This is a genomic window from Lactonifactor longoviformis DSM 17459, from assembly GCF_900129135.1.
In the GTDB taxonomy this organism is placed as follows: domain Bacteria; phylum Bacillota; class Clostridia; order Lachnospirales; family Lachnospiraceae; genus Lactonifactor; species Lactonifactor longoviformis.
Map to the genome: position 1 here is coordinate 42,997 of NZ_FQVI01000016.1, position 26,607 is coordinate 69,603.

At 49.4% G+C, this 26,607-nt stretch carries 17 protein-coding genes; 13 read left to right on the forward strand and 4 right to left on the reverse strand.

The window, feature by feature from the left end; translation table 11 throughout:
- Positions 1 to 16 precede the first annotated feature (16 nt).
- Both BUA56_RS14335 and BUA56_RS14340 read left to right on the forward strand, forming a co-directional pair.
- On the forward strand, positions 17 to 14,164 hold the full coding sequence (locus BUA56_RS14335; protein ID WP_072852939.1) for a leucine-rich repeat protein: 14,148 nt from the start codon (positions 17 to 19) through the stop codon (positions 14,162 to 14,164).
- Positions 14,165 to 14,230: 66 nt separating this feature from the next.
- Positions 14,231 to 15,007: a hypothetical protein gene (locus BUA56_RS14340; protein ID WP_072852941.1), complete on the forward strand. Its 777-nt coding sequence runs from the start codon at positions 14,231 to 14,233 to the stop codon at positions 15,005 to 15,007.
- Between the two features lie 36 nt (positions 15,008 to 15,043).
- Here the strand turns inward: BUA56_RS14340 and pflA are convergent, their stop codons facing one another.
- The 4 genes from pflA to BUA56_RS14360 all read right to left on the reverse strand — a co-directional run bounded on the left by pflA (position 15,044) and on the right by BUA56_RS14360 (position 19,411).
- Positions 15,044 to 15,793 (reverse strand): pyruvate formate-lyase-activating protein, encoded by a 750-nt coding sequence (gene pflA, locus BUA56_RS14345; protein ID WP_072852943.1) that lies wholly within the window; start codon positions 15,791 to 15,793, stop codon positions 15,044 to 15,046.
- A complete protein-coding gene (gene grcA3, locus BUA56_RS14350; RefSeq protein WP_072852945.1) occupies positions 15,790 to 16,032 on the reverse strand; it encodes an autonomous glycyl radical cofactor GrcA3 in 243 nt (80 codons plus the stop codon). Before grcA3 ends, pflA begins: the two co-directional genes overlap by 4 nt.
- Positions 16,033 to 16,060: 28 nt before the next feature.
- The gene (gene pflB, locus BUA56_RS14355) at positions 16,061 to 18,196 is read right to left on the reverse strand and encodes a formate C-acetyltransferase (RefSeq protein ID WP_072852947.1); all 2,136 of its coding nucleotides are present in this window, start codon (positions 18,194 to 18,196) and stop codon (positions 16,061 to 16,063) included.
- 279 nt (positions 18,197 to 18,475) lie between these two features.
- The gene (locus tag BUA56_RS14360; protein WP_072852949.1) at positions 18,476 to 19,411 is read right to left on the reverse strand and encodes an AraC family transcriptional regulator; all 936 of its coding nucleotides are present in this window, start codon (positions 19,409 to 19,411) and stop codon (positions 18,476 to 18,478) included.
- 120 nt (positions 19,412 to 19,531) lie between these two features.
- Between BUA56_RS14360 and BUA56_RS14365 the strand changes: the two genes are divergently transcribed.
- From BUA56_RS14365 to BUA56_RS14415, 11 genes are all read left to right on the forward strand, one after another.
- Entirely contained in the window at positions 19,532 to 20,176 is a 645-nt protein-coding gene (locus BUA56_RS14365; RefSeq protein ID WP_072852951.1) for a DUF6198 family protein, read from the forward strand.
- A gap of 72 nt (positions 20,177 to 20,248) precedes the next feature.
- Positions 20,249 to 20,593, forward strand: coding sequence for a YlxM family DNA-binding protein (ylxM, locus tag BUA56_RS14370; RefSeq protein WP_072852953.1), 345 nt, complete (start codon positions 20,249 to 20,251; stop codon positions 20,591 to 20,593).
- Between the two features lie 3 nt (positions 20,594 to 20,596).
- A complete protein-coding gene (gene ffh / locus BUA56_RS14375) occupies positions 20,597 to 21,955 on the forward strand; it encodes a signal recognition particle protein (RefSeq protein ID WP_072852955.1) in 1,359 nt (452 codons plus the stop codon).
- A gap of 34 nt (positions 21,956 to 21,989) precedes the next feature.
- The gene (gene rpsP / locus BUA56_RS14380; RefSeq protein ID WP_072852957.1) at positions 21,990 to 22,235 is read left to right on the forward strand and encodes a 30S ribosomal protein S16; all 246 of its coding nucleotides are present in this window, start codon (positions 21,990 to 21,992) and stop codon (positions 22,233 to 22,235) included.
- Positions 22,236 to 22,253: 18 nt separating this feature from the next.
- Positions 22,254 to 22,484, forward strand: coding sequence for a KH domain-containing protein (locus tag BUA56_RS14385; RefSeq protein WP_072852959.1), 231 nt, complete (start codon positions 22,254 to 22,256; stop codon positions 22,482 to 22,484).
- A gap of 121 nt (positions 22,485 to 22,605) precedes the next feature.
- The gene (gene rimM / locus BUA56_RS14390; protein WP_072852961.1) at positions 22,606 to 23,112 is read left to right on the forward strand and encodes a ribosome maturation factor RimM; all 507 of its coding nucleotides are present in this window, start codon (positions 22,606 to 22,608) and stop codon (positions 23,110 to 23,112) included.
- A gap of 17 nt (positions 23,113 to 23,129) precedes the next feature.
- Entirely contained in the window at positions 23,130 to 23,873 is a 744-nt protein-coding gene (gene trmD / locus BUA56_RS14395) for a tRNA (guanosine(37)-N1)-methyltransferase TrmD (protein ID WP_072852963.1), read from the forward strand.
- Between the two features lie 88 nt (positions 23,874 to 23,961).
- Positions 23,962 to 24,309 carry a 50S ribosomal protein L19 gene (gene rplS, locus BUA56_RS14400; protein WP_072852965.1) on the forward strand — a complete coding sequence of 116 codons (348 nt, stop codon included), beginning with the start codon at positions 23,962 to 23,964 and terminating at the stop codon, positions 24,307 to 24,309.
- A 67-nt stretch (positions 24,310 to 24,376) separates the two neighbouring features.
- Positions 24,377 to 24,952 carry a signal peptidase I gene (gene lepB / locus BUA56_RS14405; RefSeq protein ID WP_072853029.1) on the forward strand — a complete coding sequence of 192 codons (576 nt, stop codon included), beginning with the start codon at positions 24,377 to 24,379 and terminating at the stop codon, positions 24,950 to 24,952.
- Positions 24,953 to 24,966: 14 nt separating this feature from the next.
- Positions 24,967 to 25,836 (forward strand): ribosome biogenesis GTPase YlqF, encoded by an 870-nt coding sequence (gene ylqF, locus BUA56_RS14410; protein WP_072852967.1) that lies wholly within the window; start codon positions 24,967 to 24,969, stop codon positions 25,834 to 25,836.
- Between the two features lie 11 nt (positions 25,837 to 25,847).
- The gene (locus BUA56_RS14415) at positions 25,848 to 26,606 is read left to right on the forward strand and encodes a ribonuclease HII (RefSeq protein WP_072852969.1); all 759 of its coding nucleotides are present in this window, start codon (positions 25,848 to 25,850) and stop codon (positions 26,604 to 26,606) included.
- Position 26,607: the final 1 nt, after the last annotated feature.

Here is a 26,607-nt window from a genome sequence, read left to right on the forward strand (position 1 = left end):
TCAGGAGGAGAAACAGATGAAAAAACGATTTATTGCGTTATTGCTGGCTTTGACAATGCTGGTGGATTCTCCGGGCATGATCTATGCATCCCAGTTGGAATCTTCCACAGAGTACAGTAGCGGGGAAGCGGAAACTAATCCCGGGGAGACGGCAGAACCTCGGGAATTCCAGGATTTTGTTTTTGACAATGGTACGATTACCGGTTATACCGGAACTTCCAGCGAGATTGTTATTCCGGAGGAGATTGACGGCATTCCGGTGACGGAGATTGGTCTCTATGCGTTTTCGGAGATGGAGAGCATTGTCCATGTCTCTTTTCCTGCTACGCTGAAGAAAATTGGAAACGGCGCTTTCAGAAAATGCCGGAACCTGGAGGGAGAGCTTATAGTTCCGGACAGTGTGGAATATATTGGCGTGGACGCGTTTAATGAATGTACAAGTCTGACCAGTCTGTCTCTGGGAAATGGAGTAAAGACAATCGAGGGCTATGCGTTTTATGGGTGTACCGGCCTTACCGGAGAACTTGTGCTGCCTGAAAACTTGGAAAAGATTGGGGAGGCTGCCTTCCGGGACTGCACCGGACTTTCCGGGACTTTGAAGCTTCCGGATACTTTGAAAACACTGGAGTCCGGTGTGTTCTACGGCTGCAGCGGATTCTCCGGGGAGCTTGACATCCCGGATCAGGTAAAGCAGCTGGAGAGTAAGACATTCTATGGGATGTCCGGAATTTCCGGGTTTTATGTCGGTGCTTCGGTTGAGCAGATTAATGTGGCGGGACCCAGCTTCCAGGCCGGAACCTTCGATGGGTGTACCGGAGCGGAATTTATAAAGTTTAGATCTTCGGTCCCTCCTGATCTGGGAGGATTGATAGAAACGTTTTCTGATATGACGTCTCTGAATCGAATCTGGGTCCCCGCAGAGAGTTATAAGGCTTATAATCTGGCCTACCAGAATTACGTGCCGGATTCGGCCAGGATCTTTACAGAGTCAAGTTCACCTTTTCTCTCTGACAATGAGGGCGTGCTCATCGGGTATGTGGGAGAGGAAGAGGCGGTCCGGGTTCCTGACGGGATTACCGCCATCGGTGCCGGCGCGTTCAGGAATAATACATCAGTGAAAAAAATAGTACTTCCTGCGCAGCTCAGTTCTATAGGTAAAAATGCGTTTGCAGGCTGCACCCAGCTGGCCGAGCTTCAGTTTCTGGGAGAGGCTCCGCCGGATGTTTCAGAAAATCCGGATATTTTTCAGAATCTGGAAAGCCTTACTGCTCTGAAAGTACCCCTGGGCTTTTATGATACGTATCGAAATGCCTACGGATCCTACCTGCCTGAGAAGACTGTGCTCTCAGAAACCGGAGCAGAGGATTTTCAGATAGACGGAACTGTGCTCACCAGGTATACAGGAACAGAGAGCCAGGTGCGGATTCCGGAAGGAATTACAGAAATTGCTCCCTATGTATTTCAGAATAACGCCGCAGTTAAGAAGGTAATCTTCCCGGATTCTCTTCAGAAAATTGGAGATTACGCATTCGACGGCTGCAGCGGGCTGACTTCTCTGGAGTTGAATCAGGGCCTGCAGTCCATAGGGATCTGTGCGTTTCAGAACTGCGGCAATATAGAAGGCAGTTTCACGGTTCCGTCTTCGGTGGCAACCATTGGGGCAGGGGCTTTTTCCTGGTGCTCCGGCATAGAAGCTCTGGTTTTGGAAGAGGGAATCGCATCCATTGGAACCGAGGCTTTCCTCGGCTGCAGCGGCATCACGGGCACTCTGCGCCTTCCGGATACTCTGACTGCCATAGAAGCGAAAAGCTTTATGGACTGCAGCGGCATTGAGAATATTTTCTTACCGGGGATGCTTGAGAGAATCGGCAGACAGGCTTTTGAGAACTGTTCAGGATTCCAGGGAGAACTGATCATTCCCGACACGGTAACTACGGTTGAATATGCTGCTTTTAAAGGTATGAGCAAACTTACCGGCGTTGTGATAGGGGAAAATGCTGCGTATCTGAACAGCGGCGGATACAGCGACATTTCTCTGTTTTACGGCTGTATTTCCCTTGAAACTATAACATTTTTGGGCGCTGCGGCCCCGTACTTCGGTGCTGTGGGGGATGCCTTTTCGGGACTGACCAGTCTGAAACACCTTATTATTCCCCAGGGATCCTATGAAAGCTATATAGCTGTCTTCGGGGATGGCCTTCCAGAAGGCATTTATCCCAAAGAAGCTGGGGCAGAGGACTTTGTAATAGATGAAAACAGACTGATAGCCTACTTTGGGGAGGATTCTGCAGTGCAGGTGCCGGAAGGGGTTACCTCTATCGGAACCAGTGCATTCTACAACCGCACAAAGGTTGAACAGGTGATATTGCCGGACAGCGTACAGGTGATTGGAGAAAGCGCCTTTAAAGAGTGCGGGCAGCTGAAAAGTATCCGGCTGGGCAACGGCATACAGGAAATCAAAAATAGTGCATTCCGAAACTGCAGCAGCCTGGCTCAAAAGCTGGAACTGCCTCAGGGAGTTACAAAAATCGGGGACTATGCATTCTCCGGATGCGTGAAACTCAGCGGACTGGAACTGCCGGAAGGCCTCTCAGAGATAGGAATATCCGCATTTGAAAATTGTACAGGTCTGACAGGCGGCCTCAGTCTTCCCAACGGACTGGAGACGATTGGGAGCGACGCGTTTTACAACTGCTCCGGACTGAGCGGAAGCCTGACGATACCTGGGACGGTTAAGACTATACAAAGCAATGCATTTGCCGGGTGTCATGGCCTGACAGGAAGGCTGATAATTCCGGACAGCGTCACAGAAATCGGGCAAAGTGCATTCTACAATTGCTCGGGATTTACCGGCCTCACACTTTCAGAAAACTTAACAACGGTGAGATATTATACTTTTTACGGGTGTTCAGGCGTAGAGGGGCAGCTAATTATCCCTGACAGCGTTGTCACAGTGGAATACTATGCCTTCTGGGGAATGCAGCATCTGACCTCTGCCGTAATCGGCGCCAGCGTGGAAGAACTCAATGCAGGCAGCTATTATGGAGATACAAGCTTCGAGGGCTGCTCCTCGCTGGAAGAAATAAAGTTTCTCGGTACCGAACCTCCTAACCTTTCAAATGGCACCTCCACGTTCCGGAATCTGCAGAGCCTGAAGAAAATCAGGGTTCCGGCCGGAACGTATCAGATATATATGCAGGTGTACAATTCCTTTCTGACGGATCAGATAACACTTTTAGAAGAGGGGGCAGATGAGTTCCTGATCCGGGATCAGGTGCTGGTGAGTTACAGCGGAACAGGAACAGAAGTACAGATTCCCGGCGGCGTTACAGAGATAGGAACAGGGGCATTTTTGAACAATGGGTCTGTTCAGAAAGTACATATGCCTGACTCTGTAGTGACTATCAGCAATAATGCGTTTAAAAACTGCGCAGAACTCAGAGAAATTAATTTCTCTGCAAATTTGAAAACTATCCGGGCAAATGCGTTCAGCAATTGCGCAAGCCTTCAAAAAATCGAGCTAAACTCTGGCCTTCGGGACATAGGGGGCTATGCCTTCTACAATTGCAGCGGTCTGAATCAGGAACTGGTGCTCCCTGATACGGTCGAAGAAATCGGAGACTATGCATTTTTCCAATGTACCAGTCTCACAGGTCTTACGCTTTCCGCAGGACTTACAAAGGTAGGTACGGGCAGCTTCTGGTACTGCAGAAACATTGCCGGAGAGCTTAGGATACCGGAATCATTAACATGGATCTCCAACTACAGCTTTGCCGATTGTCAGGGCCTGACAGGCCTGTCGCTGCCGGACGGCATGAAGAGTATTCAGAATGGGGCATTTTCAGGCTGTACCGGGCTGTCTGGTACGCTGCGCTTTCCTGACAGTATTACCTACCTTGGGGACGAGGCTTTTTCAGGCTGCAGCGGATTAACAGGGCTGAAATTGTCTGAAAACCTGGAATCTGTTACTAATAGTGCATTCCGGGGCTGCACAGGAATAGAAGGAGAGCTTGTCATACCGGATAAAGTCACATACCTGGGATACACAGCATTTGCAGGACTCGAAAAGGTTACAAGCGTGGTCATAGGCGCTAAGGTGACACTGCTTGGCGGATACGTAAATATATACGATAACAACAGCTTCCTGAACTGCACGTCCCTGGAACGGATGATTTTTAAAGGCACCACCCCTCCTGAGCTGAGATACAATACAGAAATGTTCCGGCAGCTGCCGGCGCTTAAGATACTGCAGGTACCCGGCGGATCTTACGGCGTATACGCGGCAGCCTACGGGGATTACCTTCCGGAGGGAGTGGTAATTCGTGAGGAAGGTGCAGATGACTTTATCACAGACGGCACCGTGCTGGTTCATTATGCCGGCAGTGCAGAGGAAGTACAGGTGCCTGAAGGGATCACAGAGATAGGAACGGGAGCCTTTCTGAATAACACTTCTGTGACAAAGATAAGCCTGCCTGACACCGTGGAAAAAATCGGCGTAAACGCCTTCCGCAGCTGCGGCAGTCTGAAAGAAGTCACATTCGGCAGCGGCCTTGCGGAGATCGGGGACTACGCTTTTTACCAGTGCAGAAATTTGACTCAGAGGCTGGTGCTTCCGGAAGGTCTTAAAACTATCTGCACCTACGCTTTTGCAGAGTGCGGGAACATAACGGGTGTGACGCTTCCTCCGGAAATAGAACAGATCGGAAGTTATGCTTTCTACCAGTGTACGGGTATGACCGGAAATCTTACCATTCCCGGGACTTTAAAGAGAGTGGAATACAGTACCTTCGATGGCTGCAGCAGCCTTACAGGCCTTACCCTGGAAGACGGGGTGGAGGCTGTTGCCGCCTGTGCCTTCCGTGGCTGCCGGAGCATGGCGGGGGAACTCTATCTCCCGGACAGCATTACACTTCTGGACAGCGAGGCATTTTCCAGCTGCCAGAGCTTTACAAGCCTTCGTCTTTCGGAGAAATTAACCATGATTCCTTATCTCTGTTTTGCATATTGTGCGGGCCTGGAAGGGGAGATTACCATTCCCGACAGCGTAACCACCATAGGAAACCATGCATTCTATGGCCTGTCCAATATTACAGCAGTTACCATAGGCAGAGGCGTTGCTACGATCTACAATAGAGTTGATGACAGTTGTTTCAGCGGCTGCAATAAGTTGGAACAGATACGTTTCCTGGGCGATACCCCGCCTGATCTGTACAATACATACGGTGCCTTCCGGGGACTTCCTTCGCTGGCACGTATCCTCATACCCAGAGGAACCTACAGGGCGTATACAGATGCTACTTATGCAACCGCACTTCCTGACAGTGTCCGTATGACAGAAGAGGGCAGCGGCGATTTCGTGATAAAGGATACGGAGCTAATCGCCTACTGCGGCACGGACGAGGAAGTAAACATTCCGGAAGGAATCACTGCAATAGGGAGAGAAGCCTTCCGGAATAATCAGGAAACCAAGAGGGTAAACTTCCCCCGATCTCTCCAAAAAATAGAGAAGAATGCTTTCAAAAACTGTACACAGCTAGTCGGCCCGTTAAAGCTGCCGGACAAGCTTACCGGGATCGGCGAGTCGGCGTTCCAGAACTGTTCGGCACTTAGCGGTGTCCTGGCAATCCCGGACAGTGTCGCTGCAATTGATTTATATGCCTTCCAGTCCTGCAGTTCCCTTTCCGGACTGCGCCTGGGCAGCGGGATAGAAAAAATCGGCCGGAATGCTTTTGAGAACTGTACAGGTCTGAAAGGAGATCTGTACCTTCCGGACAGTCTGACAACGCTGGAGGACGCTGCTTTCAGCGGGTGCTCAGGACTGGACGGCACTCTGCGGCTATCCGGGAATCTGACAGTCATTCGTCAGAGTGTTTTTGCCAACTGCAGCAGTCTTTCAGGGGAATTGATTATTCCGGATAAAGTGAAGGAAATATACAGCTATGCCTTTTTGGGAGACGAGAATTTCACCAGTCTGACGGTTGGAAAAAACGTTCAAATCATGAATCATTCCGGCGGAAACAGCTTCTACGGATGTACGGGTATCCGCACAGTAACCTTTTTGAGCAGTCTGCCTCCGGATCTGAATGGACAGACAGACATTTTTACCGGCCAAATGACCTCGCTCACCAATATTTACGTGCTTGGAGAGTCTCTGGAGGCGTATCGCACCGCATACGGTCCTTATCTTCCTGAAAATGTGGAGCTGTCCTCCGATACCCTGAACCTGCCACCGGGCAATTTCCGGGCGGCGAATGTATACAGCAATACCGTACATCTCACCTGGAATCCCTGTGCCGGCGATCTGATTGAGGGATATTATATCTACCGGGATCAGATGGATGCGCCGGTGGCGGATCTTACTTCCTACAGCTTTACAGATACAGGTCTTACCCCAGGAAAACCGGTTACCTATTATATCTGCGGCTATACGGCAGATAAAAGAACTACAAAGATGGCGGCTCTTATGGTTACTCCGAAAGCCCCTGCGCCGGTAAAAATTACCACCGATCATATATTAAACAAAGTAAGCAGGGCAAAGAATACGCTGTATGCCAGAGCGGAGGACACGGGAAACCTGGGAGCGCTGGATGGAAAAGAAACGACGGGACAGTTTTATTATCTGGATGAACAAGGACGGGAGATATCCATCGGCGGGGCACTGACAGCCCCTGACACCTTGGAGGGAAGTACCGCAGTCTACAAAGTAAACTGGGATCTGGACGGCATAGAAGACGGTATGTATACCGTAGGCTTCCGCCTGACCGATATTGACGGGAAAGAGGGAACGGTAACCCAGAGTATACTCTGCGACAACAAGGCGCCGGATAAAATCTCCAGCCTGGCCGCAGTGGGGGATACGAACAGGATCATTCTCTCCTGGAGCATTGCCCATGAGATTGATACGAAGCAATATTATATTTACAGAAGAAGCCAGGAAGACGGGGCCTACACCTTATATAAAAAGATATACGGCAGGGACACCCTTACCTGGACAGATACAACTGCAGAGCAGAACATAAAGTATTACTATTATATTGTGGGCGTCAATGATATGGGGCTGGAAAGCCCTCCGTCCGACACGGCGGCAGCTGTGGCACAATCCGACAAAGAGCTGCCGAGAGTGGTTAAGCTGCTGCCTGCCAACGGCAAAATCATCGGCGGCACGGCTGAACTTTATGTCCAGGCGGAAGATAATGTGGCAGTGACAGAAACCCAGATTTTATTGTCAGAAGATGAGGGGGCAAACTGGACGCTTCTGGAAAAAAATCAGGCGGAGTTCTGCAGGTATCGGCTGGATACCGCCCAGTATGAAGACGGGGCAGTGCAGGTAAAAGGTCTGGCAAAGGATGCGGCGGGAAATATAAGCGACGGCCTTATCTACACATACAAGATTGACAACCGGGGACCGGAACAGGTGACAGGTCTGGAGTATGAGAGTACCGCAACCACCGTCACTCTGAAATGGAAAGATGTGGCGGACCAGGATTTCAGTTTTTTCCGTGTGGAAAGAAAGCTGGAGGACGGAAGCTATGAGACGGTGTGCGATGAGTACCGTACACTGGGCGTAAATATTACCGGACTGAAGCCGGAGAGTTCTTACACCTATCGTGTGACCGCCTATGACCTCCAGGGAAACCGGGGTATTTCATCAGAAGAAATCACTGCGGCAACACAGAGTGACAGCATAGCTCCTGTCATTACCTCCATAGACCCGAAGCCCGGATACTATCGGGATGAGATACCGCTGCGTCTCACAGTATGGGACGATTCCGGTGTGGCCTCTGTAGAAATACAGACATCCACGGATATTTATAATTGGAAAACTGTGACTGAATTAGACTTCAGCGGAGATAAGCAGGAAGAAACAGCTGCCTTTCAGCTAAATGTCCGGGAGGCAGAAGAAGGCAGTCTGTATGTGAGAGGGGTGGCGGCGGACAAAGCCGGAAATACCGGCGATGCCACCATGGAAGCACCGTATGTACAGTATATCGTAGATCATACACCGCCAAAAGCACCGGAAGGCCTTGCGGCTCACTCTGACGCAGGTTATATAGAACTTCGCTGGAATATGGGAGAAGAGCAGGATCTGGACGATTATCTTCTCTACCGGGCAGAGGGGAGAGACGGTGAATATCAGCTCCTGGCAGAGAAGCTGTATGCTCTGAATTATATAGACCGCACGGCAAAGACAGGGGTGGAATACCGGTACAGGCTTCAGGCAAGGGACTATGCAGGCAATAAAAGTGCATACGGAGAGGAACTGACTGCCTCAATGGCCGAGGACACGGATCCGCCTGAGATTCAGAGTGTGTATCCGGCAGACGGGGCTGTCTTAGGTCCCTCGGCCTGCACCGTAAGTGTTTTGGCAAGTGATAATTACAAATTAAAGGCTCTGGAAATCCTGTATCAGGTAAATGAGGAGACTTCCTGGAGAACTCTGAAGACAGCCGGGGATATCGACGGTTATTATAAGCAGCTGACCGCGGATCTGCCAATCAGCAGTTTGCAGGAGGAAGATTCCATCCGGCTAAAGGCTGTGGCACAGGACGCCGGGGATAATCAGACAGAGTCAGAGATTTACTCCTATACGGTGGATAAGACTCCGCCCACAATGGAAAAAATTAATGTATCCGCAGACAGTGAAAAAATCACCCTTGCCTGGACCGGAGGCCAGGAAGAAGATTTGGCGGGATACCGGATTTACCGGAAGGACGGCAAAGGGGAGTATCAGCTCATCAGCCAGAGAAGCAGGAGGGAGGCAGAGGAATACAGCTACAGCGACTACGGGGCGGAGAAAAATAATACCTACTATTATAAAGTAGAAGCCACAGATCGGTATGGAAATGCCGCGTCCAGAGAGACGGACAGCGTATGGCTGAAAGCAGACCCCCAGGTGCGGGGAGATCTGATCTGCGACCTGCAGCAGGAGGTAGGGGTAGAGTACATTTACGATGCCAGCGGTTCCGCTGCTGATCTGGAGATTGCAGACATCAGCATTGATTACGGCGACGGGACGGCAGGCACCGGTGCAAAAACAGTACACAGGTATTCTGCGGAGGGAACGTATACCGTAACACTGAAGGTGACAGACAGCAAAGGAAACACAGATACACTGGCCAAATCTGTTCGGGTAACCCAGCCAAAGCTTCTGGGGACTGTAAGGGCAAAGGTTCAGGATAACGCGGGAAATGCCCTCTCTGGTGTACCGGTATATTTTGATCTGGACCGCACGGCAGAAAACGTAAAATATACGGACACGGAGGGTTATGTTACGTTTGCAGCATCCGCCGCCTCTTATGCGGTGGGAACCTATAAAGACGGGTATCTTCCGGTAAAAAAGACAGTTGTGGTCCGGGCCAATACCACTGCGGAAGTGACGCTGACTATGGTGCATGAGCCTATTGTCACAGGAAACTTTGAAATTAACCGGATGACTCTGGATGAGATACGTGCTGCCGGAATTGATGTAAGCAAACCGGAAAACCAGCATGTAGTAAAAGTAAATATTCACCTTACCTACGGCAGCAAGCCCCTGGATATGGAACTGATAACCAACGGCAGCGAGATATTCGGAGGGGGAACCACTATCGTAGATACGGAAGAGGGAGACCGGCAGATTACGGCAAATGTCGTTCCTGCCCGGCCTGACGCAGGGGGCGGCAGCGGAACCGGCGGAGGCTTTATAGGAGGATTCGGAGGCGATGACAATGTAATCATTGCTCTGATGGATGTTCCTGTGGAGGCGTCCTGCCTGAAAGAATTTTTTGATGTTAAGCTTCATATCCTCAATCATGCATCCAAAGAATTTAACCTTTCCTCCAATCAGGTACAGCTGAATGTACCCGAAGGGCTTACCGTTGTTGACGCCATGGACAGAAGCTCTTCCTCACTGGTGAACTTCCCGGAACTTCCCGGACAGGCGGAGAAGACCCTGAGCTGGGTGCTGCGGGGAGATCAGGAAGGAAAATATGAAATATCTGCAGATTACAGCTCTGTACTTGACATGTTCCAGGCGCCCGTACAGGCCAGACTCGTGTCAGAGGAACCAATTACGGTATACGGCCTGTCCGGTTTATCCATGAAAGCTGTGATCAACAAAGACATCAGCAACGGGGCCATGTACTTTGATCTGGGCCTGTCAAACAACGGCCAGATAGATTACTACCTGCCCACCATTGATGTTATGGGGGAGATCATTAAAAGCTATAAATACGAAGAAGGCAAGGAGGAGGATGAACTGGAGGGCAGAGATGTCTCTGTTATGGCATTGAATGCCACGCTAAGCAATAGCAGCACAGAGTATTCCCAGATACTCGATCCTGACAAGGAGCTGGAAACACTCCATGCCGGAGAAACCTATATGAAACGGTATGTTGCCTACGGGGCAATTCAGGAGGAGGATCCCGCTTATATCCAGTCGGCTATTGCAGAGACTCTGACCGAGCTGTCCATACCGGTAGAGATTTCTTTCATTCAGATGAATTTGTTTGATATGAGCAGTCCGGATCAAAAAGTCAATGAACGCTGGAACAGCAATGCAGGGGAAAAGGAATTCATTATGGATATCTATAATACGAATTTCTATTACTTCATGCAGTCTATCTACGATGAGAAAGATTTCTGGAAAAATGCAGGCGAATTTCTCTACAGATCCTCAAATGTATTGTTTAAAATGGACTTCCGGGTATTTACAGATGAGGACAAGAAAAAGGTGATAGACTCTTACATCGTTCAGCTGCTGGCAGATGAGTCCTTTGACGAAGCTGTGGATCTCAGCGCACAGAAAAAATACCTGGATATGGCAAAGGGTATCATAGGAGTGCTCAAAGGATATTTGAAAGACCCGGCGGATTTGGGAGAAAAGCTGGAGATACCAGAGAGCGAGGCGCTTAAGATTATTTCAAATCTGGATATCCTGTCCGGGGATGAGGGCAGTATCCGGAAAATAGCCAAAAGTCTGGAACTGGGGGGAACCGATACATTTACCAGCCGCCTGGTGACTATGATAGCAACAGCAGGGTCAGCGGCAGCTCTGAACTCCCTTTTTCAGTCTACACGCGTAATCGAAAAAGCACAGCGGGAAGCCATGTCTAAAGAATTAAAATATATAGGAACCGCCATTGATTTGCTGGGTGACGCCGCGGACGGATGGATCTACTCCTGCGAGTTCACTAATACCCTTGTAAAGATTAACCAGAACAAGGAAGAAGCCATGTTTATTCTGGATACGGTGATCAATGCCCAGGGAATGGATGAACTGGTAGTTAAAGAGGCAAAGACGTTAAAGAAGAAAATATCAGATGAATTTGACGCCAAGGCAGAACAGACTGCAGCATTTATCAAAAGCACAGCCGTTAATATGAGCGGTACGGCACTGGAACTGGCGGTGAGCGCCTTTATTAAAGCAAAATTTTTAGTTACAGGACCTGTGGTTCTTGCCATCAAGGCAATTGTCACAGCAATATACGGCGGGCTGGAGTATCTGTTTGCCTGGGAAGCCAATGTTGAAAATCTTCAGAAACTCAGATATGCAGGGGCGCTGACGAAGGCATTCAGGGATAAGTGTCAGGAATCTTTGAACAGCTTTGACAATTTATCCGCACTCAGGTCTATGAAGTATCTGATTAAGATGAGACTGCTGGGAGAAAAGGCTTATATTACTTCAATTTCGGAAAATAAGACAGAGGAGGTGCTAAGTAATATCAACAGCGAGGCGGGGGCATCCTACAAGTCCCTGAATGAATACTATTGGGCAAAAGAATCCAGGGTTTTATATTGCCGGGATATACTGTTTAACACAACCTACCAGTCTATGGAGGTGCCTGAGGCACCTGCGGTATCTATTAATTATGAGGGCTGCTGCACGGCAGAAGCTTTCGGGAAGGATTATGAATATTCCTGGGATGGGGTTCAGTGGACAGAGGCAAACGGTCAGGCAATTCCATTTATACCAAAGGAGACCGGACAGATGCTCTGGGTGAGAAAAAAGGCATCCAGCGAAGCACCGGCGGGCAATATTACAAAAAGGGCTATTCCTTCTGCGCCATATATCACAGACGAGATTACCTGCTCTTACAAAAACGGAGCTTACACCTTCCAGGGTCTCACAGGGGGAGCCTACCAGTATCTCCTGACCGATCAGACCGAGGAATACGACTGGACGAACTGCGGAACCTTCACCTATACGGCGGGCCTCAGACTGGAGGCGCCGAAGGAGGGTACCTATCTGGTCCTGAGAAGAATGGGAAGCAATGAAGGAAGATACCTTACCTCTGTTCCCAAAAGCCTGAAGGTAAACTATCCGGTACAGATCACAGCAGCCGCCTCAGCGGGAGGCACAGCGGAGGGAACCGGAGAATACCTGGCCGGAGAGACGGCAGTACTGAAGGCCGTACCGGACAATGGCTATGAATTCCTGGGCTGGTATTACAAGAACAGCCTGGTAGCACAGACCGCAGAGTATCAGGTACAGGTGCAGGAATCCGGCACGTATGAAGCAAGATTCAAGGAAAAGGAAAAAGGAAGAGTGGTGGTGACCTGTGAACCTGCAAACAGCGGACAGCTTACCGGCGGGGGGTATTATCAGGCGGGCGAAGAAGTGACCATATCGGCAGCTCCTCTAGCCGGCTGGGAGTTCCTGGGATGGTACCGGGACGGACAGCCCGTCACAGAGGCAGGAACCTATGCGTTCACCTGTGCGGCCGGTGAGATTAGATATACGGCCCGGTTCCGTCAGGCGGAGAAAAGGAAAGTAGTGATACACAGTGAGTATCCCTTTACTGTCAACGGGAGAAAGCTCACAGAAGAAGAGTATAAAGACGGTGTCTATACCGGCGAGGGAAATACCGGGGAAACGCTTCTGTTGGAGGCAGAGAATACCAGAGGTAATTTCGCCTACTGGGCATACGGAAATGGACAGATTGTAAGCCGCAGCCCCAAGTGCACCGTGACTTTGGGCCAGGGCATGGCTCTGTATGCAGTCTATACCACGCTGGATACAGCCAGGGCAACGGTACTGTTTTTGGGATACTACGGCCAGGTCATTGAGAGCCTGGAGTGTACAGAAAAGAGCAGTATCCTGCTGCCGCCGGGACCTTCCCGTCTGGGATATACCTTTAAGGGCTGGAGTATGACAGCCGACGAGATCCGCCGGGCCATTGCGGGGGGAAGCCATTTGATAGAAGTTAAACCTGAATATGAAGAGAATAAAGCCGCTTATCTGGTGACCCTTGCGCAGGCAAACATAACCGATGCTTCCAGCGGGCCGGATGCACACGGGGCATACCCGGAAGGAACCCGTATCACCGCAGAAGCGGCAGAGCCGGAAGAAGGAAAGAAATTCTCCCACTGGGAGGATGAAAGAGGCTTCATTCACAGTTACCGCCGGGAATATACCTTTATCCTGACCGGGGATATCAGTCTGCACCCTGTTTACGCGGACAGCCAGGTAAGCACGGAGGAATCCCCGGTACTTGCCGTTACCGGCACCAGCACCTTCCTGGAGAATAAAGTCAGAAAGATGGACTTTACAGTTATCCGGGATCTTCCGGATGGATATACCTTCCTCTCTCAGGGAATGCTTTACACCACAGACGACGCGTTTGCAAAAGAAGAGACAATGGTTAAGGGGTGCGGTGCTGCAGAGGAGTTAACCGGTGCACAGGGCAGCCAGGGAACGTATCGCCTGGTTGTGAACAATGTAATCCCTGGTATCACCTATTACTGCAGAAGCTATGTAGTCTGCAGGGATGAAAACGGTCTGGATAAGGTGATTTACAGCAATATTGCCACTAATATCTTTATCGAGGAGCGGCCAGTGCTTCTCCTGTCGGACACAAAGGCCTATGAGGAGGATGGAACCAGAAAACTATCCTTTACCTCGGTCAGAACTGTGCCGGAAGACTCCAGACTTTTGGAACTTGGGTTTGTATATACCACAGACGGCACCCAGGCCGGAGAGGACGAACTGGTTCTGGAAAATGAAAGGCTGAGCAGATATCAGGCGGGCTTTACGTCCCCTGACGGCATCTTTACACTGGCCCTTCGAAATGCGAAGCCAGGAGTGAGATGCTACTGCAGGGCCTACCTGATTTACACGGACAGAGATGGGAATCAGCACACCGTATACAGCAATACAGCACAAAACGTGTACTTGGAAAACTAGACAGAAGAGAGGGCCGGGCAGACACTCTGGGTGCGTCTGCCCGGCCCGGGAAATTGAGGACGGAATATGAAATCAATCAGGCAAAACAAAATATGGGCAGCACTGCTGCTGGGAGTTCTTCTTGGGGGACTGTCTGCAGGGAATGTGTATGCACAGACAGACTACAGCGAAGGATATTTTATTTATCAGGATCGGGGGACTTATGCCTCTGTAAAAGAATACTTTGGGGAAGAGAGCAGGGTTGTCATACCGGCGGCTCTGGGAGGAAAGCCTGTGGCAGAGATTGAGGCAGAAGCTTTTTCCAGGGCAGAGACGGTAAAAGAACTGGTCATCCCAGATACGGTAGTAACCATAGGAGAAGGAGCCCTGGATGGGATTCCCAGGATAGAGTATCAGACCTCAGAGGAGCTTGAAAATCAGCCGGAAGGGGAAGATGCACCTAATCCGGGGGAACAGCCTGTCCCGCTGCAGGAAGACAAAGAGATCCCGGAAGAAGAACCTGGAGCAGATGCGGGAGAGCCTTGGAAGTCTCAGAGCGGGGCCCAAAATGAGGAGACGCCTTCCGGCGGAAGCACAAACGGTGAAAATGGCGGGAACACGCCGGCCAGCGAAGAGTACTCATTGGACTGGAAGGAGGATAATGTCCAGGTTACAGAAGATGGATACGGAATTATGCTCCTGGAAGAAAACGGCGCAGATGCCGCTGCCGCTGAGCGGGGGACGGCGGAAGCTGACGCTCCTCTTGATAAGGACACTGCAGCCGCCTGTGTATGGAGTTTCGCCGTTTCTGCAGTTATGCTGATGGGAATAGGGATTTTTGTAAAGAAAAAGAAGCTGGTATGAGTAAGAGAAGTACTGGGCAAAGAAGCTTGCCGGGATCTAAAGCTTCCTTCTTTTTTTCATCCCGGCAAGAATCAGAATCCTGGCCTTCTCTGCCTCTTCCTTTGTGGCCTCTCTGGTATCCCCGAGAGGGTAAGGGATTTGTAAAGCCTCGTATTTTGCCTTCCCCATAGAGTGATAGGGAAGCACATCCAGGGCCTGTACACAGGAATATTCCCCAATGGCATAGCCCAGGGCGCAGAGCTGGGAGGGGGAATCGGTGATCCCGGGCACCAGCACATGACGGATCCATACAGGTATCTTTTTTTCATCCAGATGCCTGAGGAAGTGCAGCACAGGCTGGTTGGAACGGCCGGTCAGGGCCTGGTGGGATGCGTCGTCTATCTGTTTGAGGTCAAGAAGGACCAGATCCGTAGCCGCAAGCAATTGGTCAATTTTTTTGGAGGCAGAGGAACTGCCCTCCCTGGGATAAGTGATTCCGGAGGTATCCAGACAAGTGTGGATGCCTCTTTTTTTTGCCGCGGCAAAGAGTTCTGTGAGAAAATCCAGCTGCAGCATGGGTTCTCCCCCGGTGGCAGTGATGCCTCCCTTTTTATAGAAAGACATATTCTTCTCATAAATATCCAGAATTTCCTCAGCGCTCATACGGGTTCCTTTTTTTACTGCCCAGGTATCGGGATTATGGCAGTACAGGCACCGCAGAGGACAGCCCTGAAAAAAGATTACCAGCCGGATGCCCGGGCCGTCCATGGAGCCGAAGGTTTCCAGTGAGTGGATATACCCGGTCATATGCCCTCGTGGAAGGTGCGGGAGATGACGTCGTCCTGCTGTTCTTTGGTCAGCTTAATAAAATTAACCGCATATCCCGATACCCGGACAGTGAGCTGGGGATAGAGTTCCGGGTGTTTCTGGGCATCCAGAAGCATCTCCCTGTCCAGCACATTGACGTTCAGGTGATGTCCTCCTTTTTCTGCATATCCGTCTAACAGAGTGACAAGATTGTCGATTTGCTGTGTACTTGCTTTCATAATTTATAATCCTCCAGTAATTTTTTTCTTATATAGTTCCGTTTGTGTTTTTCAGATCCTCATCCAGCTGTTTCAGGTCAATATCCAGTCCCTCCTCCAGATTTGGAATCCGGCAGGCGCTGTCCAGACAGTCCAGCTGCAGATCCAGATCTCCCGCGAACACTTTGTCATCCTTGCCCAGGGCACCCGGTATTACGGTAAAGGTATTGGATATGCCGTCCTGGGCATCCATAAAGGGCAGCTTGGATACGGACGACAGAGAGGAGACTGCTCCCCGGGCGTCTCTGCCGTGCATAGGGTTGGCTCCGGGAGCGAAGGGCTGGCCGGCTTTCCTTCCGTCAGGGGTGGACCCAGTGGCTTTTCCATAAACCACATTAGAAGTAATGGTCAGGATGGAAGTGGTTGGAATACTGTCACGGTAGGTATGGTTTCCCTTGATATACTTCATAAATTTGCGCACCAGCTGGCCTGCGATACTGTCTACCCGGTCGTCATCATTCCCGTATTTTGGAAAATCCCCTTCTACCTGATAATCCACGGCTAATCCCTGTTCGTTTCGGACGGCTTTTACTCTGGCATACTTTATGGCCGACAGAGAGTCTGCCACCACAGACAGGCCGGCAATGCCTGTTGCGAACCAGCGGGTTACCTCTTTATCGTGAAGCGCCATCTGCAGTCTTTCATAACTGTATTTATCGTGCATATAGTGGATAATGTTGAGGGTATTCACATAGACTCCCGCCAGCCATTTCATCATATCATCATAGCGTTCCATTACTTCCTCATAGCTGAGATACTCAGAAGTGATGGGGCGGTATCTGGGACCTACTTGTTTCCCTGTAACTTCATCCACGCCCCCGTTGATTGCATACAGAAGGCATTTGGCCAGATTCGCTCTGGCGCCGAAAAACTGCATTTCTTTGCCGATACGCATGGAAGAGACACAGCAGGCAATGGCATAGTCATCCCCGTGGGTCACCCGCATCAGATCGTCATTTTCGTACTGAATAGAGGAAGACTCAATGGAAGTTTTTGCACAGAATCTCTTAAAGTTTTCCGGCAGACGCACAGACCACAGCACGGTGAGATTAGGCTCCGGCGAGGTTCCCAGGTTGGAGAGGGTGTGGAGAAAGCGGAAAGACATCTTTGTTACCAGGGGGCGGCCGTCAATCCCTACCCCGCCGATGGACTCTGTCACCCAGGTGGGGTCTCCGGAGAACAGAGCATTGTACTCCGGCGTGCGTGCGAATTTTATCAGACGCAGTTTCATAATAAAATGATCTACAAACTCCTGAATTTGGCACTCTGTAAAGGTCCCTGACTGCAAATCCCGCTCTGCGTAGATATCCAGGAAGGTTGAAGTGCGTCCCAGAGACATGGCGGCTCCGTTTTGCTCTTTGACAGCTGCCAGGTAGCCGAAGTACAGCCACTGGATGGCCTCCTGAAGGTTCTCTGCCGGCCGGGAAATATCAAAACCGTAGATATGCCCCAGTTCTTCCAGCTCTTCGAGAGCCCGCACCTGCTCCATCAGCTCCTCCCGCTCCCGGATGACCTGGGAATACATGACGGTCCGGGTGCTGTTCCACTGATCCTTTTTATCTTCAATGAGTCTTTGGGTTCCGTACAGGGCAACTCTCCGGTAGTCTCCGATGATCCGCCCTCTGCCATAGGCATCCGGCAGTCCTGTGATGATATGAGAAGAGCGGCAGGCGCGCATCTCAGGCGTGTAAGCGTCAAATACCCCCGCATTGTGTGTCTTTCTGTGCTTGGTGAAAAATTCTGAAATCTCCGGATCTACCTGATATCCATTGTCCTGGCAGGCCTTCTGTGCCATCCGGATTCCCCCGTAAGGCTGAAGCGCCCGTTTAAAGGGCTTGTCTGTCTGAAACCCTACAATGGTTTCTTTTTCTTTGTCCAGATATCCCGGTCCGTGGGAGGTAATAGTGGAAATGATTTGTGTATCCATGTCCAGTACGCCTCCGGCCTTTCGTTCCTTTTCCGACAAATCCATGACCTGTCTCCAGAGCTGTTCTGTGGCTGGGGAGGGACCCTCAAGGAAGGAATCATCCCCCTCATAGGGGGTGTAGTTGCGCTGAATAAAGTCCCGGACATCAATTTCCTGTGTCCAGTTTCCCGGGGTAAAGCCGTTCCATGAAGTTTGCATAGTAAGTCAGCCTCCTTTTTGCAATATATGGTTTATTTGGTGGTTTCCAATTCTTGTTAAAAATATAACATAATTCTTTCAAGTACAGAATACCAGAAGAAATGCCTTTGCGGATGTTTAAAATTGCGTACATAAGGAAAATAATAGAGAAAAATTATCAAGATTAGAAAAAAACTGGAAATACACGGTTTTTACTCTATAGTATACCCAGTCCGGGAAAGAAATTTTGAGGTAAATGCAGGTATATTTACCAGAATTTAGCAGATGTAATGCAGACAACTAAAGTGCGGCATTCGACGTGCATCCGCCTCCGGGAGTTTGGCGCTCTTTTTTTCGGTACTTTAGGGGCGTACATCCCATAGCCTCTGTGAACACATGAGAAAAGTGGCTGCTGGAAGAGAAGCCGATGCTAAGCGCAATGTCCAGCACGCTTTTCTCCGTATGGGCAAGCTGGTATTCTCCCATGCGGATCCTATAGGCATTCAGGTATTCTCCCGGGGACTGCCGGATGACCTTCTGAAAGTCTCTGCAGCATTCACTGCGGCTGACACAGGCGGCTTTTGCAATATCCTCCAGATATATTTTATGGGGATATTCTCTGTGAATAAATTCCATGGCAGACTTTACCCTCTGATAACATAAGTCTGAGACAGGGGATTCCCGCTCCGGCACAGAGGAGAGATTCCTGAGAAGTGCAAGTCCGGTCCGCTGGAGAAGAATCTGCAGCTCCCACTGATAACCCACAGGACGCTCGCAGTCACACGCATACATCCTGCGGATACAGGACAGAGGCTCCCGGTGCCAGTCTGCCGACCCGTCCAGGAGAAAAAAGTCTTTCCTGGCATTCCACAGGGCGGACGCATAGTTTCCATCCACCACACCTCCGGGGAGTCCGTGAAAGAGATAGGGATCCGCCAGGATGGCACAGTATTCACTTCCTCTCATCATCTGGTAGGGATAGATCTGGTGAAGCAGGCTGGCAGGCACCATCCCGCCCTGTCCGGGTCCGATGAGATAGGAGCCGGACCCTGCGTACAGTTCAATCTGCCCTTCCAGGACATAGATTAGCTCGGCCTCTTTATGCCAGTGCCAGGAAATAGAACGGTTCGGGTACAGATCCAGAACATCCAGATACACTTCCATAGGGAATCCGGGTGTCCCGTGGCAGGTCACCTCCTCCAGATTCCCGTTGATTTCGATATAATTCAGCTGCATAATGAGCCCTCCTTCTCCTATAGTACGATTCTGTTATTTTTAGCGATTATCCTGGTAGATCCCCTTTATAGAAATGATTATAATGAAAAAACAATACTTTTACAACAGGGGGAAATACATATGACGAAAAGAATTGCACTGACCCTGGCCGGGATTTTGCTGGTGTACGGATCTGTGGCATTTGCCATCAAAGCCGGGATTGGGGTTCTGCCTGTGGATGCAGCCATCACCACCCTGGCAGGCCTTCTGCATATGAAGGTGGGGACGTTTTCCATGATTTTTCATGGAAGCTTTTTTATTGGGCAGATTTTGATAGAAAGGAGAAATTTTAAGAAAATTCAGTTTTTGCAGATTGGATATCTTGTATTTGGGGGCTCTATTTTGAATTTTATGCTGTATACAGTGCTGGGAGGCGTTTCCTTTTCCTGGTATCCGGCGCGTCTCATAATCTGTGTACTGGCCTTCTTTGTCAGTGCCTTTGGGTGCACACTGGTTCTGGAGATGAAAGTGATCCGCACTCCTTTGGAAGGCTTTATCCAGATGGCGGCAGATCGGATAGGCATCACAATGGGGCGGCTGCGTCAGAAGACAGATGTGGGTCTGGTGGTGCTCACAGTTGTTCTCACTCTGATCTTTCATACGCCCTGGACCCTGCGGGAGGGAACCGTGATCGCTGCACTGATCTTCGGGCCTTTTATGGATTTTCACAGCAGCTGGATCTGCAAGGTGCTGTACAGAACAGAAAAAATTCCGGCAGAAAATTAAAAAATATGATTGTCAAGAAAAAACACTTGACAACTGAAAAGGTATCAGTTATGATGTCTAAGGTGATTACACATGGAAAAAATTGTAGAACAGGCTTTGTTATATGACTTTTACGGGGAGCTTCTCACAGAACACCAGAGAAGAATCTATGAGGATGTGGTGCTGAATGACTATTCTCTCAGCGAAGTGGCTGAGGTTCTGGGAATCAGCCGTCAGGGAGTTCACGATAACGTAAAGCGCTGTCATAAGATATTGAAAGATTACGAAGAAAAGCTCCATCTGGTGGCTAAGTTCGAATCTGTGAAACATAAGGTGAATGAGATTCACCAGTTGACAAAAGACTGCGAAGCATTGGACAAAAAAGAATTAGCAGACCGTGTGGAAGCCATTTCCCACGAGATATTAGAGGAGTTATAGTGCATGGCATTTGAAAGTTTAACCGATAAACTACAGAATGTGTTCAAGAACTTAAGAAGTAAAGGGCGTCTCACAGAAGCAGATGTCAAGACGGCTCTCAAAGAAGTTAAGATGGCGCTTCTGGAGGCGGATGTCAGTTATAAGGTGGTCAAGCAGTTCATGAAAGCCGTACAGGAACGTGCGGTGGGACAGGATGTTATGACGGGGCTGAATCCCGGTCAGATGGTAATTAAGATTGTGAACGAAGAGCTGGTCAGACTTATGGGCAGCGAGACTACAGAGATTGCATTCAAACCGGGCAATGAGATAACAGTACTGATGATGGTGGGGCTTCAGGGCGCCGGCAAGACAACAACAACGGCAAAGCTGGCAGGGAAGCTGAAAGCAAAGGGAAAGAAGCCACTGCTGGTGGCCTGTGACGTATACCGTCCGGCGGCTATCACACAGCTTCAGGTGAACGGTGAAAAGCAGGGCGTTGATGTATTTGCCATGGGCGACAAGCAAAAACCTGTGAATATCGCCAAAGCTGCTCTGGAATATGCTAAGGTTAACAGCTATAATACTGTGCTTATCGATACTGCCGGGCGTCTTCACATTGACGAAGATATGATGGCGGAGCTGGAAGAGATTAAGTCAAATCTGACCGTGGATCAGACCTTGCTCGTGGTAGATGCCATGACAGGCCAGGATGCGGTGAATGTGGCCGAGACCTTCAGTGAAAAGGTAGGCATTGACGGAGTCGTGCTCACCAAACTGGACGGTGATACCAGAGGCGGTGCTGCACTTTCCATTAAAGCAATCAGCGGAAAGCCTATCTTATATGTGGGTATGGGAGAAAAACTTTCCGATCTGGAACAGTTTTATCCGGAGCGGATGGCTTCCAGGATTCTGGGGATGGGGGATGTCATGAGCCTCATTGAGAAAGCCCAGGCCAACATTGATGAAGAAAAAGCTAAGCAGATGGAGCAGAAGATTAAGAAAGCTTCCTTCGGCTTTGATGATTATCTGGAGAGTATGAACCAGATGAAGAATATGGGAGGTATCTCCAGTGTTCTCAGTATGCTTCCTGGCATGAGCGCACAGATGGGAGATATCGAGAGTATGGTTGATGAGAAAGAGCTGGCCAGAAAAGAAGCCATGATACTTTCCATGACCCCTCAGGAGCGGGCCAACCCCGATATCCTGAATGTATCCAGAAAGAACCGGATCGCCAGAGGCGCCGGCGTGGATATCAGCGAAGTTAACCGTATGGTAAAGCAGTTTGAACAGGCAAAAAAGATGATGAAGCAGATGCCCGGCCTCATGGGAGGCAAAGGCGGCAAAAAATTCGGTAAAAGAGGCGGCTTTAAGCTACCCTTTTAGATATATGGAAAAAAACAAAGGAGGTGAAAGATAAATGGCAGTTAAAATCAGATTAAGAAGAATGGGACAGAAAAAGGCTCCTTTCTATAGAATCGTTGTTGCGGATTCCAGATCCCCGAGAGACGGTAAGTTCATCGAAGAGATCGGAACCTACGACCCAACTTGTGACCCAAGCGTTTACAAGGTAGACGAAGAGGCAGCTAAGAGATGGTTAGCAGACGGTGCACAGCCTACGGAAACTGTAGGTAAGATCTTCAAAATGGCTGGTATTGAAAAATAAGGGTCTCGGAGGTGTGTGATGAAAGAACTGGTAGAAGTAATTGCAAAGTCTCTGGTAGAACATCCTGAAGAAGTTATTGTAACAGAAACAGAAGAGGATGATTCTGTTTTAGTAGAACTGCGCGTGGCACCCTCTGATATGGGCAAGGTAATTGGCCGTCAGGGGCGGATTGCCAAAGCACTTCGTACTGTAGTAAAAGCCGCATCTTCCAAGAGTGATAAAAAGGTTGTTGTAGATATTCTGCAGTAGCCGGGTGTCAATTGGAGACGGAGAATGAAACAGGGGACAGGGATGATAAGATCCCCGTCCTTCTTTTTTCTTTCTATTCAGGGCATGAAGGACAGGAAAAACAAAGGAACAGGTATATAATATGGAAGAATTATTACAGGTAGGGGTGATCTCTTCCACCCACGGAATCCGCGGAGAGGTAAAGGTATACCCCACAACTGATGATGTGAATAGATATAAAGAACTAAAAAATGTGATTCTGGATACCGGAAGGGAGCAGATCCCCCTGGAGATCCAGGGAGTCAAGTTTTTCAAACAGTTTGCAATTCTGAAGTTTAAAGGAATAGACTCAATCAATGAGATAGAAAAATATAAAGGGAAAAGCCTCTGGATTACCAGAGCAGACGCACTGCCCCTGGGGGAGGATGAGTATTATATTGCAGATCTCCTGGATATGAAGGTGTATCTGGAGGACGGCAGCTTTTTCGGAGTCTTAAAAGACGTTATAGAGACAGGCGCCAATGATGTTTATGCCATAGAGACAGAGGACGGTAAGGAAGTGCTGGTACCTGCGATTCATGACTGTATCCTGGAAGTAGACGTAGAGAACAGAAGGATGGAGATCCATCTCCTGGACGGTCTGCTTTAGAGGCTGAGGAGGGTAAGATGAAGTTTCATGTGTTAACCTTGTTCCCTGAGATGATACTTCAGGGGCTTAATACCAGTATCACAGGACGGGCCATTGACAGCGGATATATTTCTCTGGAAGCTGTGAATATCAGGGATTTTGCTGAAAACAAACATAACCGGGTGGATGATTATCCCTATGGAGGGGGAGCAGGTATGGTGATGCAGGCAGGTCCTGTCTGCAAAGCTTACGAGTCTGTAGCCGGGGATATGGAGAAAAAACCAAGAGTTATCTATCTGACTCCCCAGGGAAGCGTATTTACCCAGGCAATGGCAAAAGAACTGGCCGCGGAGGAAGAACTTGTATTTCTGTGCGGCCACTACGAGGGGATTGATGAGAGAGTGTTGGAGGAGATAGTGACAGACCCGGTCTCTATAGGAGATTATGTCCTGACCGGAGGTGAGCTTCCGGCTATGGTCATGATAGATGCCATATCCCGTCTGGTTCCCGGTGTGCTGAGCAATGAGGAGTCCGCACAATTTGAATCCTTTCAGGACAGCCTGCTGGAGTATCCCCAGTACACCCGTCCGGCCGTATGGAGGGAAAAAGAAGTGCCTCCTGTTCTTTTGTCCGGCCATCATCAGAATGTGGAAAAATGGCGGAGGGAGCAGTCTGTGATCCGCACGGCCAAAAGAAGGCCGGATCTGCTGAAAACGGCGGAGCTGACCCCGTCCGAGCAAGCGTTAGCTGAAAAAATGCTTGCAAAAAAAGAAGATTTATAGTATAATTACTAGCGTTGTGAATAAAAGAGATGGTCCTCTGTTACGGAAGGTATTAAGAACATCCAAATGAGTTAAGGAGAGAAAACAAATGAACGAAATCATTAAGAACATCGAAGCTGCTCAGATGAAAGCAGAAGTGCCTGAGTTCAACGTAGGCGACACAGTAAGAGTACACGGCAAGATCAAAGAGGGTAACCGCGAGAGAGTCCAGGTATTCGAGGGAATCGTAATTAAAAAGCAGGGCGGAAGCGTAAGAGCAACCTTCACTGTAAGAAAGAATTCCAACGGTGTAGGCGTAGAAAAGACATGGCCGCTGCATTCTCCTAACGTAGTAAAAGTAGATGTAGTGCGCAGAGGTAAGGTAAGACGTGCAAAATTGTACTACTTAAGAGACCGCGTAGGTAAGAGAGCTAAGGTAAAAGAATTAGTAAAATAAGAAGTAAGATAACAGGGACAAATACATCAGGTATGTGTCCCTGTTTCTGAATTATGAGGAAAATGCTTTGAAGAAAAAACTATTTGCCGGTTCAAAAGGTACAACAGAGAATAAAAAAATGAAGAGCATCCTTCTGTGGGTGTTTGAGATTGCCGTGGTTCTGGTTCTGGCTGCTGTTGTTTCTATTTTCTTCTGCCAGAGCATTGTCATGCAGGAGGGATCTATGGAGCCAACCCTGGCCACCCAGGACAAGATTCTGATCAATAAAGTGATTTATAAGATAAAAGATCCCCAGAGAGGGGACATCATTGCCTTTAAAAACAGCCCGGAGGATCATGCCAGCATTCATATTAAACGAGTGATCGGACTCCCCGGGGAAAAGATCCAGATCAAGGACGGACAGATCCTGATTAACGGAAAGACGTATATGGAAAAAAAGGATTTCCCCCAGATTTCAAACGGAGGTCTCGCCGAACAGACGATCACCCTGGGAAAAGATGAGTATTTTGTATTGGGTGATAACCGGAACAACAGTGAGGACAGCCGGTACGGCGATGTGGGAAATGTAAAGAAAAAATATATTGTAGGAAAGCTGTGGTTTGTAATTTCCCCTCGGAGCAAATTCGGCTTTTTGGAGAGCTGAGAGGAGAACACCGTATGAATTTTCAATGGTATCCCGGTCATATGACAAAAGCAAAGCGTATGATGCAGGAAAATATAAAACTGATAGATCTTATCATTGAGCTGGTAGATGCCAGAGTGCCGTTATCCAGCAGAAATCCTGACATTGATGAGCTGGGAAAGAATAAGGCACGTCTCATCCTGCTGAACAAAGCAGATTTGGCGGACGAACGCGCCAACGATGCCTGGATGAAGTATTTTCAGGAAAAAGGATATTACGTGGCAAAGATCAATTCCAAAGCAGGGACGGGAATTAAAAGCCTGAACGGCATAATACAGGAAACATGCAAGGAAAAGCTGGAGAGGGACAGACGAAAAGGCATTAAAAACCGCCCCATCCGGGCCATGGTGGTGGGAATCCCCAACGTGGGTAAGTCTACGTTTATCAATGCCCTTGCAGGAAAAGCATGCACGAAGACAGGTAATAAGCCCGGTGTGACAAAAGGAAAGCAGTGGATCCGCCTCAACAAAGGGGTGGAGCTTCTGGATACGCCGGGAATCCTCTGGCCCAAGTTTGAAGATCAAACCGTAGGGCTGAAACTGGCTACCATCGGCTCCATTAAAGATGAACTGCTGAATATTGAGGAATTGTCTCTGGAACTGCTGAAGTTCCTCGGAAATAGGTATTCCGGGGTTTTAAACGGCCGGTATGAGATTGAAGAGTGCCCGGACGGACTGCAGATGCTCAATGCCATCGCCATGAACAGAAAATGCCTGAAAAAGGGCGGAGAACTGGACTATCCAAAGGCAGCCGGCCTGATTCTGGATGACTTCCGCAGCGGCAAAATCGGGCGGATCACCCTGGAATTCCCTGCGGAGCAGACAGAAGAGACACAGGAACAGTGAGGTTTTAGCAGATGAAAACAATAGGAGAAATCAAGGCGGAATTCGGCGCCGCAGGAGAGAAGCAAAAAAGAGAGCTCTGCGGAATCTATGCGGCGGATCCCAGGGCCGGAGTGAAAGCCCTGATTCAGAAGGTTAAAAAGGACGGGGAAAAGCTGGAAGCAGAGAGAGCCCGGATCCGCCTTATGTCTGTATACGAAGAGAAATACGGCGATCTGGGACTGGTCTGCGGCATCGATGAAGTGGGAAGAGGACCTCTGGCCGGACCTGTGGTCGCCGGGGCAGTGATTCTGCCCAGAGACAAGGAGATTCTATGGCTGAATGACTCTAAAAAGCTTTCTGCCGCCAGGCGGGAGGAGCTGTATCAGGTGATTATGGAGGAGGCGGTGGCAGTTGGCCTGGGAATGGCAGGTCCTGCCAGGATTGATGAGATCAACATCCTCCAGGCCACCTATGAGGCCATGCGTGAGGCGGTATCGAATCTGAAGACAGTGCCCCAGATCCTTTTAAATGACGCAGTGACGATTCCGGAGATTATCATTCCTCAGGTACCTATTATAAAAGGAGACGCGAAAAGTATCTCCATTGCAGCTGCCAGCATAGTGGCAAAGGTAACCCGGGACCGGATGATGGAAGAATATGACCAGGTAATGCCGGAATATGATTTTGCCTCTAACAAAGGCTATGGCTCCGCCCGTCACATAGAGGCTCTGAAACAGTATGGACCGAGTCCCATCCACAGACGGAGTTTCATACATAATTTTGTATCATAGA

Excerpts from the sequence above, each read along its gene's own strand:
- BUA56_RS14335 (WP_072852939.1), top strand. The coding sequence starts at position 17 with ATGAAAAAACGATTTATTGCGTTATTGCTGGCTTTGACAATGCTGGTG.
- BUA56_RS14340 (WP_072852941.1), top strand. The coding sequence starts at position 14,231 with ATGAAATCAATCAGGCAAAACAAAATATGGGCAGCACTGCTGCTGGGA.
- pflA (WP_072852943.1), bottom strand. The coding sequence starts at position 15,793 with ATGACCGGGTATATCCACTCACTGGAAACCTTCGGCTCCATGGACGGC.
- grcA3 (WP_072852945.1), bottom strand. The coding sequence starts at position 16,032 with ATGAAAGCAAGTACACAGCAAATCGACAATCTTGTCACTCTGTTAGAC.
- pflB (WP_072852947.1), bottom strand. The coding sequence starts at position 18,196 with ATGCAAACTTCATGGAACGGCTTTACCCCGGGAAACTGGACACAGGAA.
- BUA56_RS14360 (WP_072852949.1), bottom strand. The coding sequence starts at position 19,411 with ATGCAGCTGAATTATATCGAAATCAACGGGAATCTGGAGGAGGTGACC.
- BUA56_RS14365 (WP_072852951.1), top strand. The coding sequence starts at position 19,532 with ATGACGAAAAGAATTGCACTGACCCTGGCCGGGATTTTGCTGGTGTAC.
- ylxM (WP_072852953.1), top strand. The coding sequence starts at position 20,249 with ATGGAAAAAATTGTAGAACAGGCTTTGTTATATGACTTTTACGGGGAG.
- ffh (WP_072852955.1), top strand. The coding sequence starts at position 20,597 with ATGGCATTTGAAAGTTTAACCGATAAACTACAGAATGTGTTCAAGAAC.
- rpsP (WP_072852957.1), top strand. The coding sequence starts at position 21,990 with ATGGCAGTTAAAATCAGATTAAGAAGAATGGGACAGAAAAAGGCTCCT.
- BUA56_RS14385 (WP_072852959.1), top strand. The coding sequence starts at position 22,254 with ATGAAAGAACTGGTAGAAGTAATTGCAAAGTCTCTGGTAGAACATCCT.
- rimM (WP_072852961.1), top strand. The coding sequence starts at position 22,606 with ATGGAAGAATTATTACAGGTAGGGGTGATCTCTTCCACCCACGGAATC.
- trmD (WP_072852963.1), top strand. The coding sequence starts at position 23,130 with ATGAAGTTTCATGTGTTAACCTTGTTCCCTGAGATGATACTTCAGGGG.
- rplS (WP_072852965.1), top strand. The coding sequence starts at position 23,962 with ATGAACGAAATCATTAAGAACATCGAAGCTGCTCAGATGAAAGCAGAA.
- ylqF (WP_072852967.1), top strand. The coding sequence starts at position 24,967 with ATGAATTTTCAATGGTATCCCGGTCATATGACAAAAGCAAAGCGTATG.
- BUA56_RS14415 (WP_072852969.1), top strand. The coding sequence starts at position 25,848 with ATGAAAACAATAGGAGAAATCAAGGCGGAATTCGGCGCCGCAGGAGAG.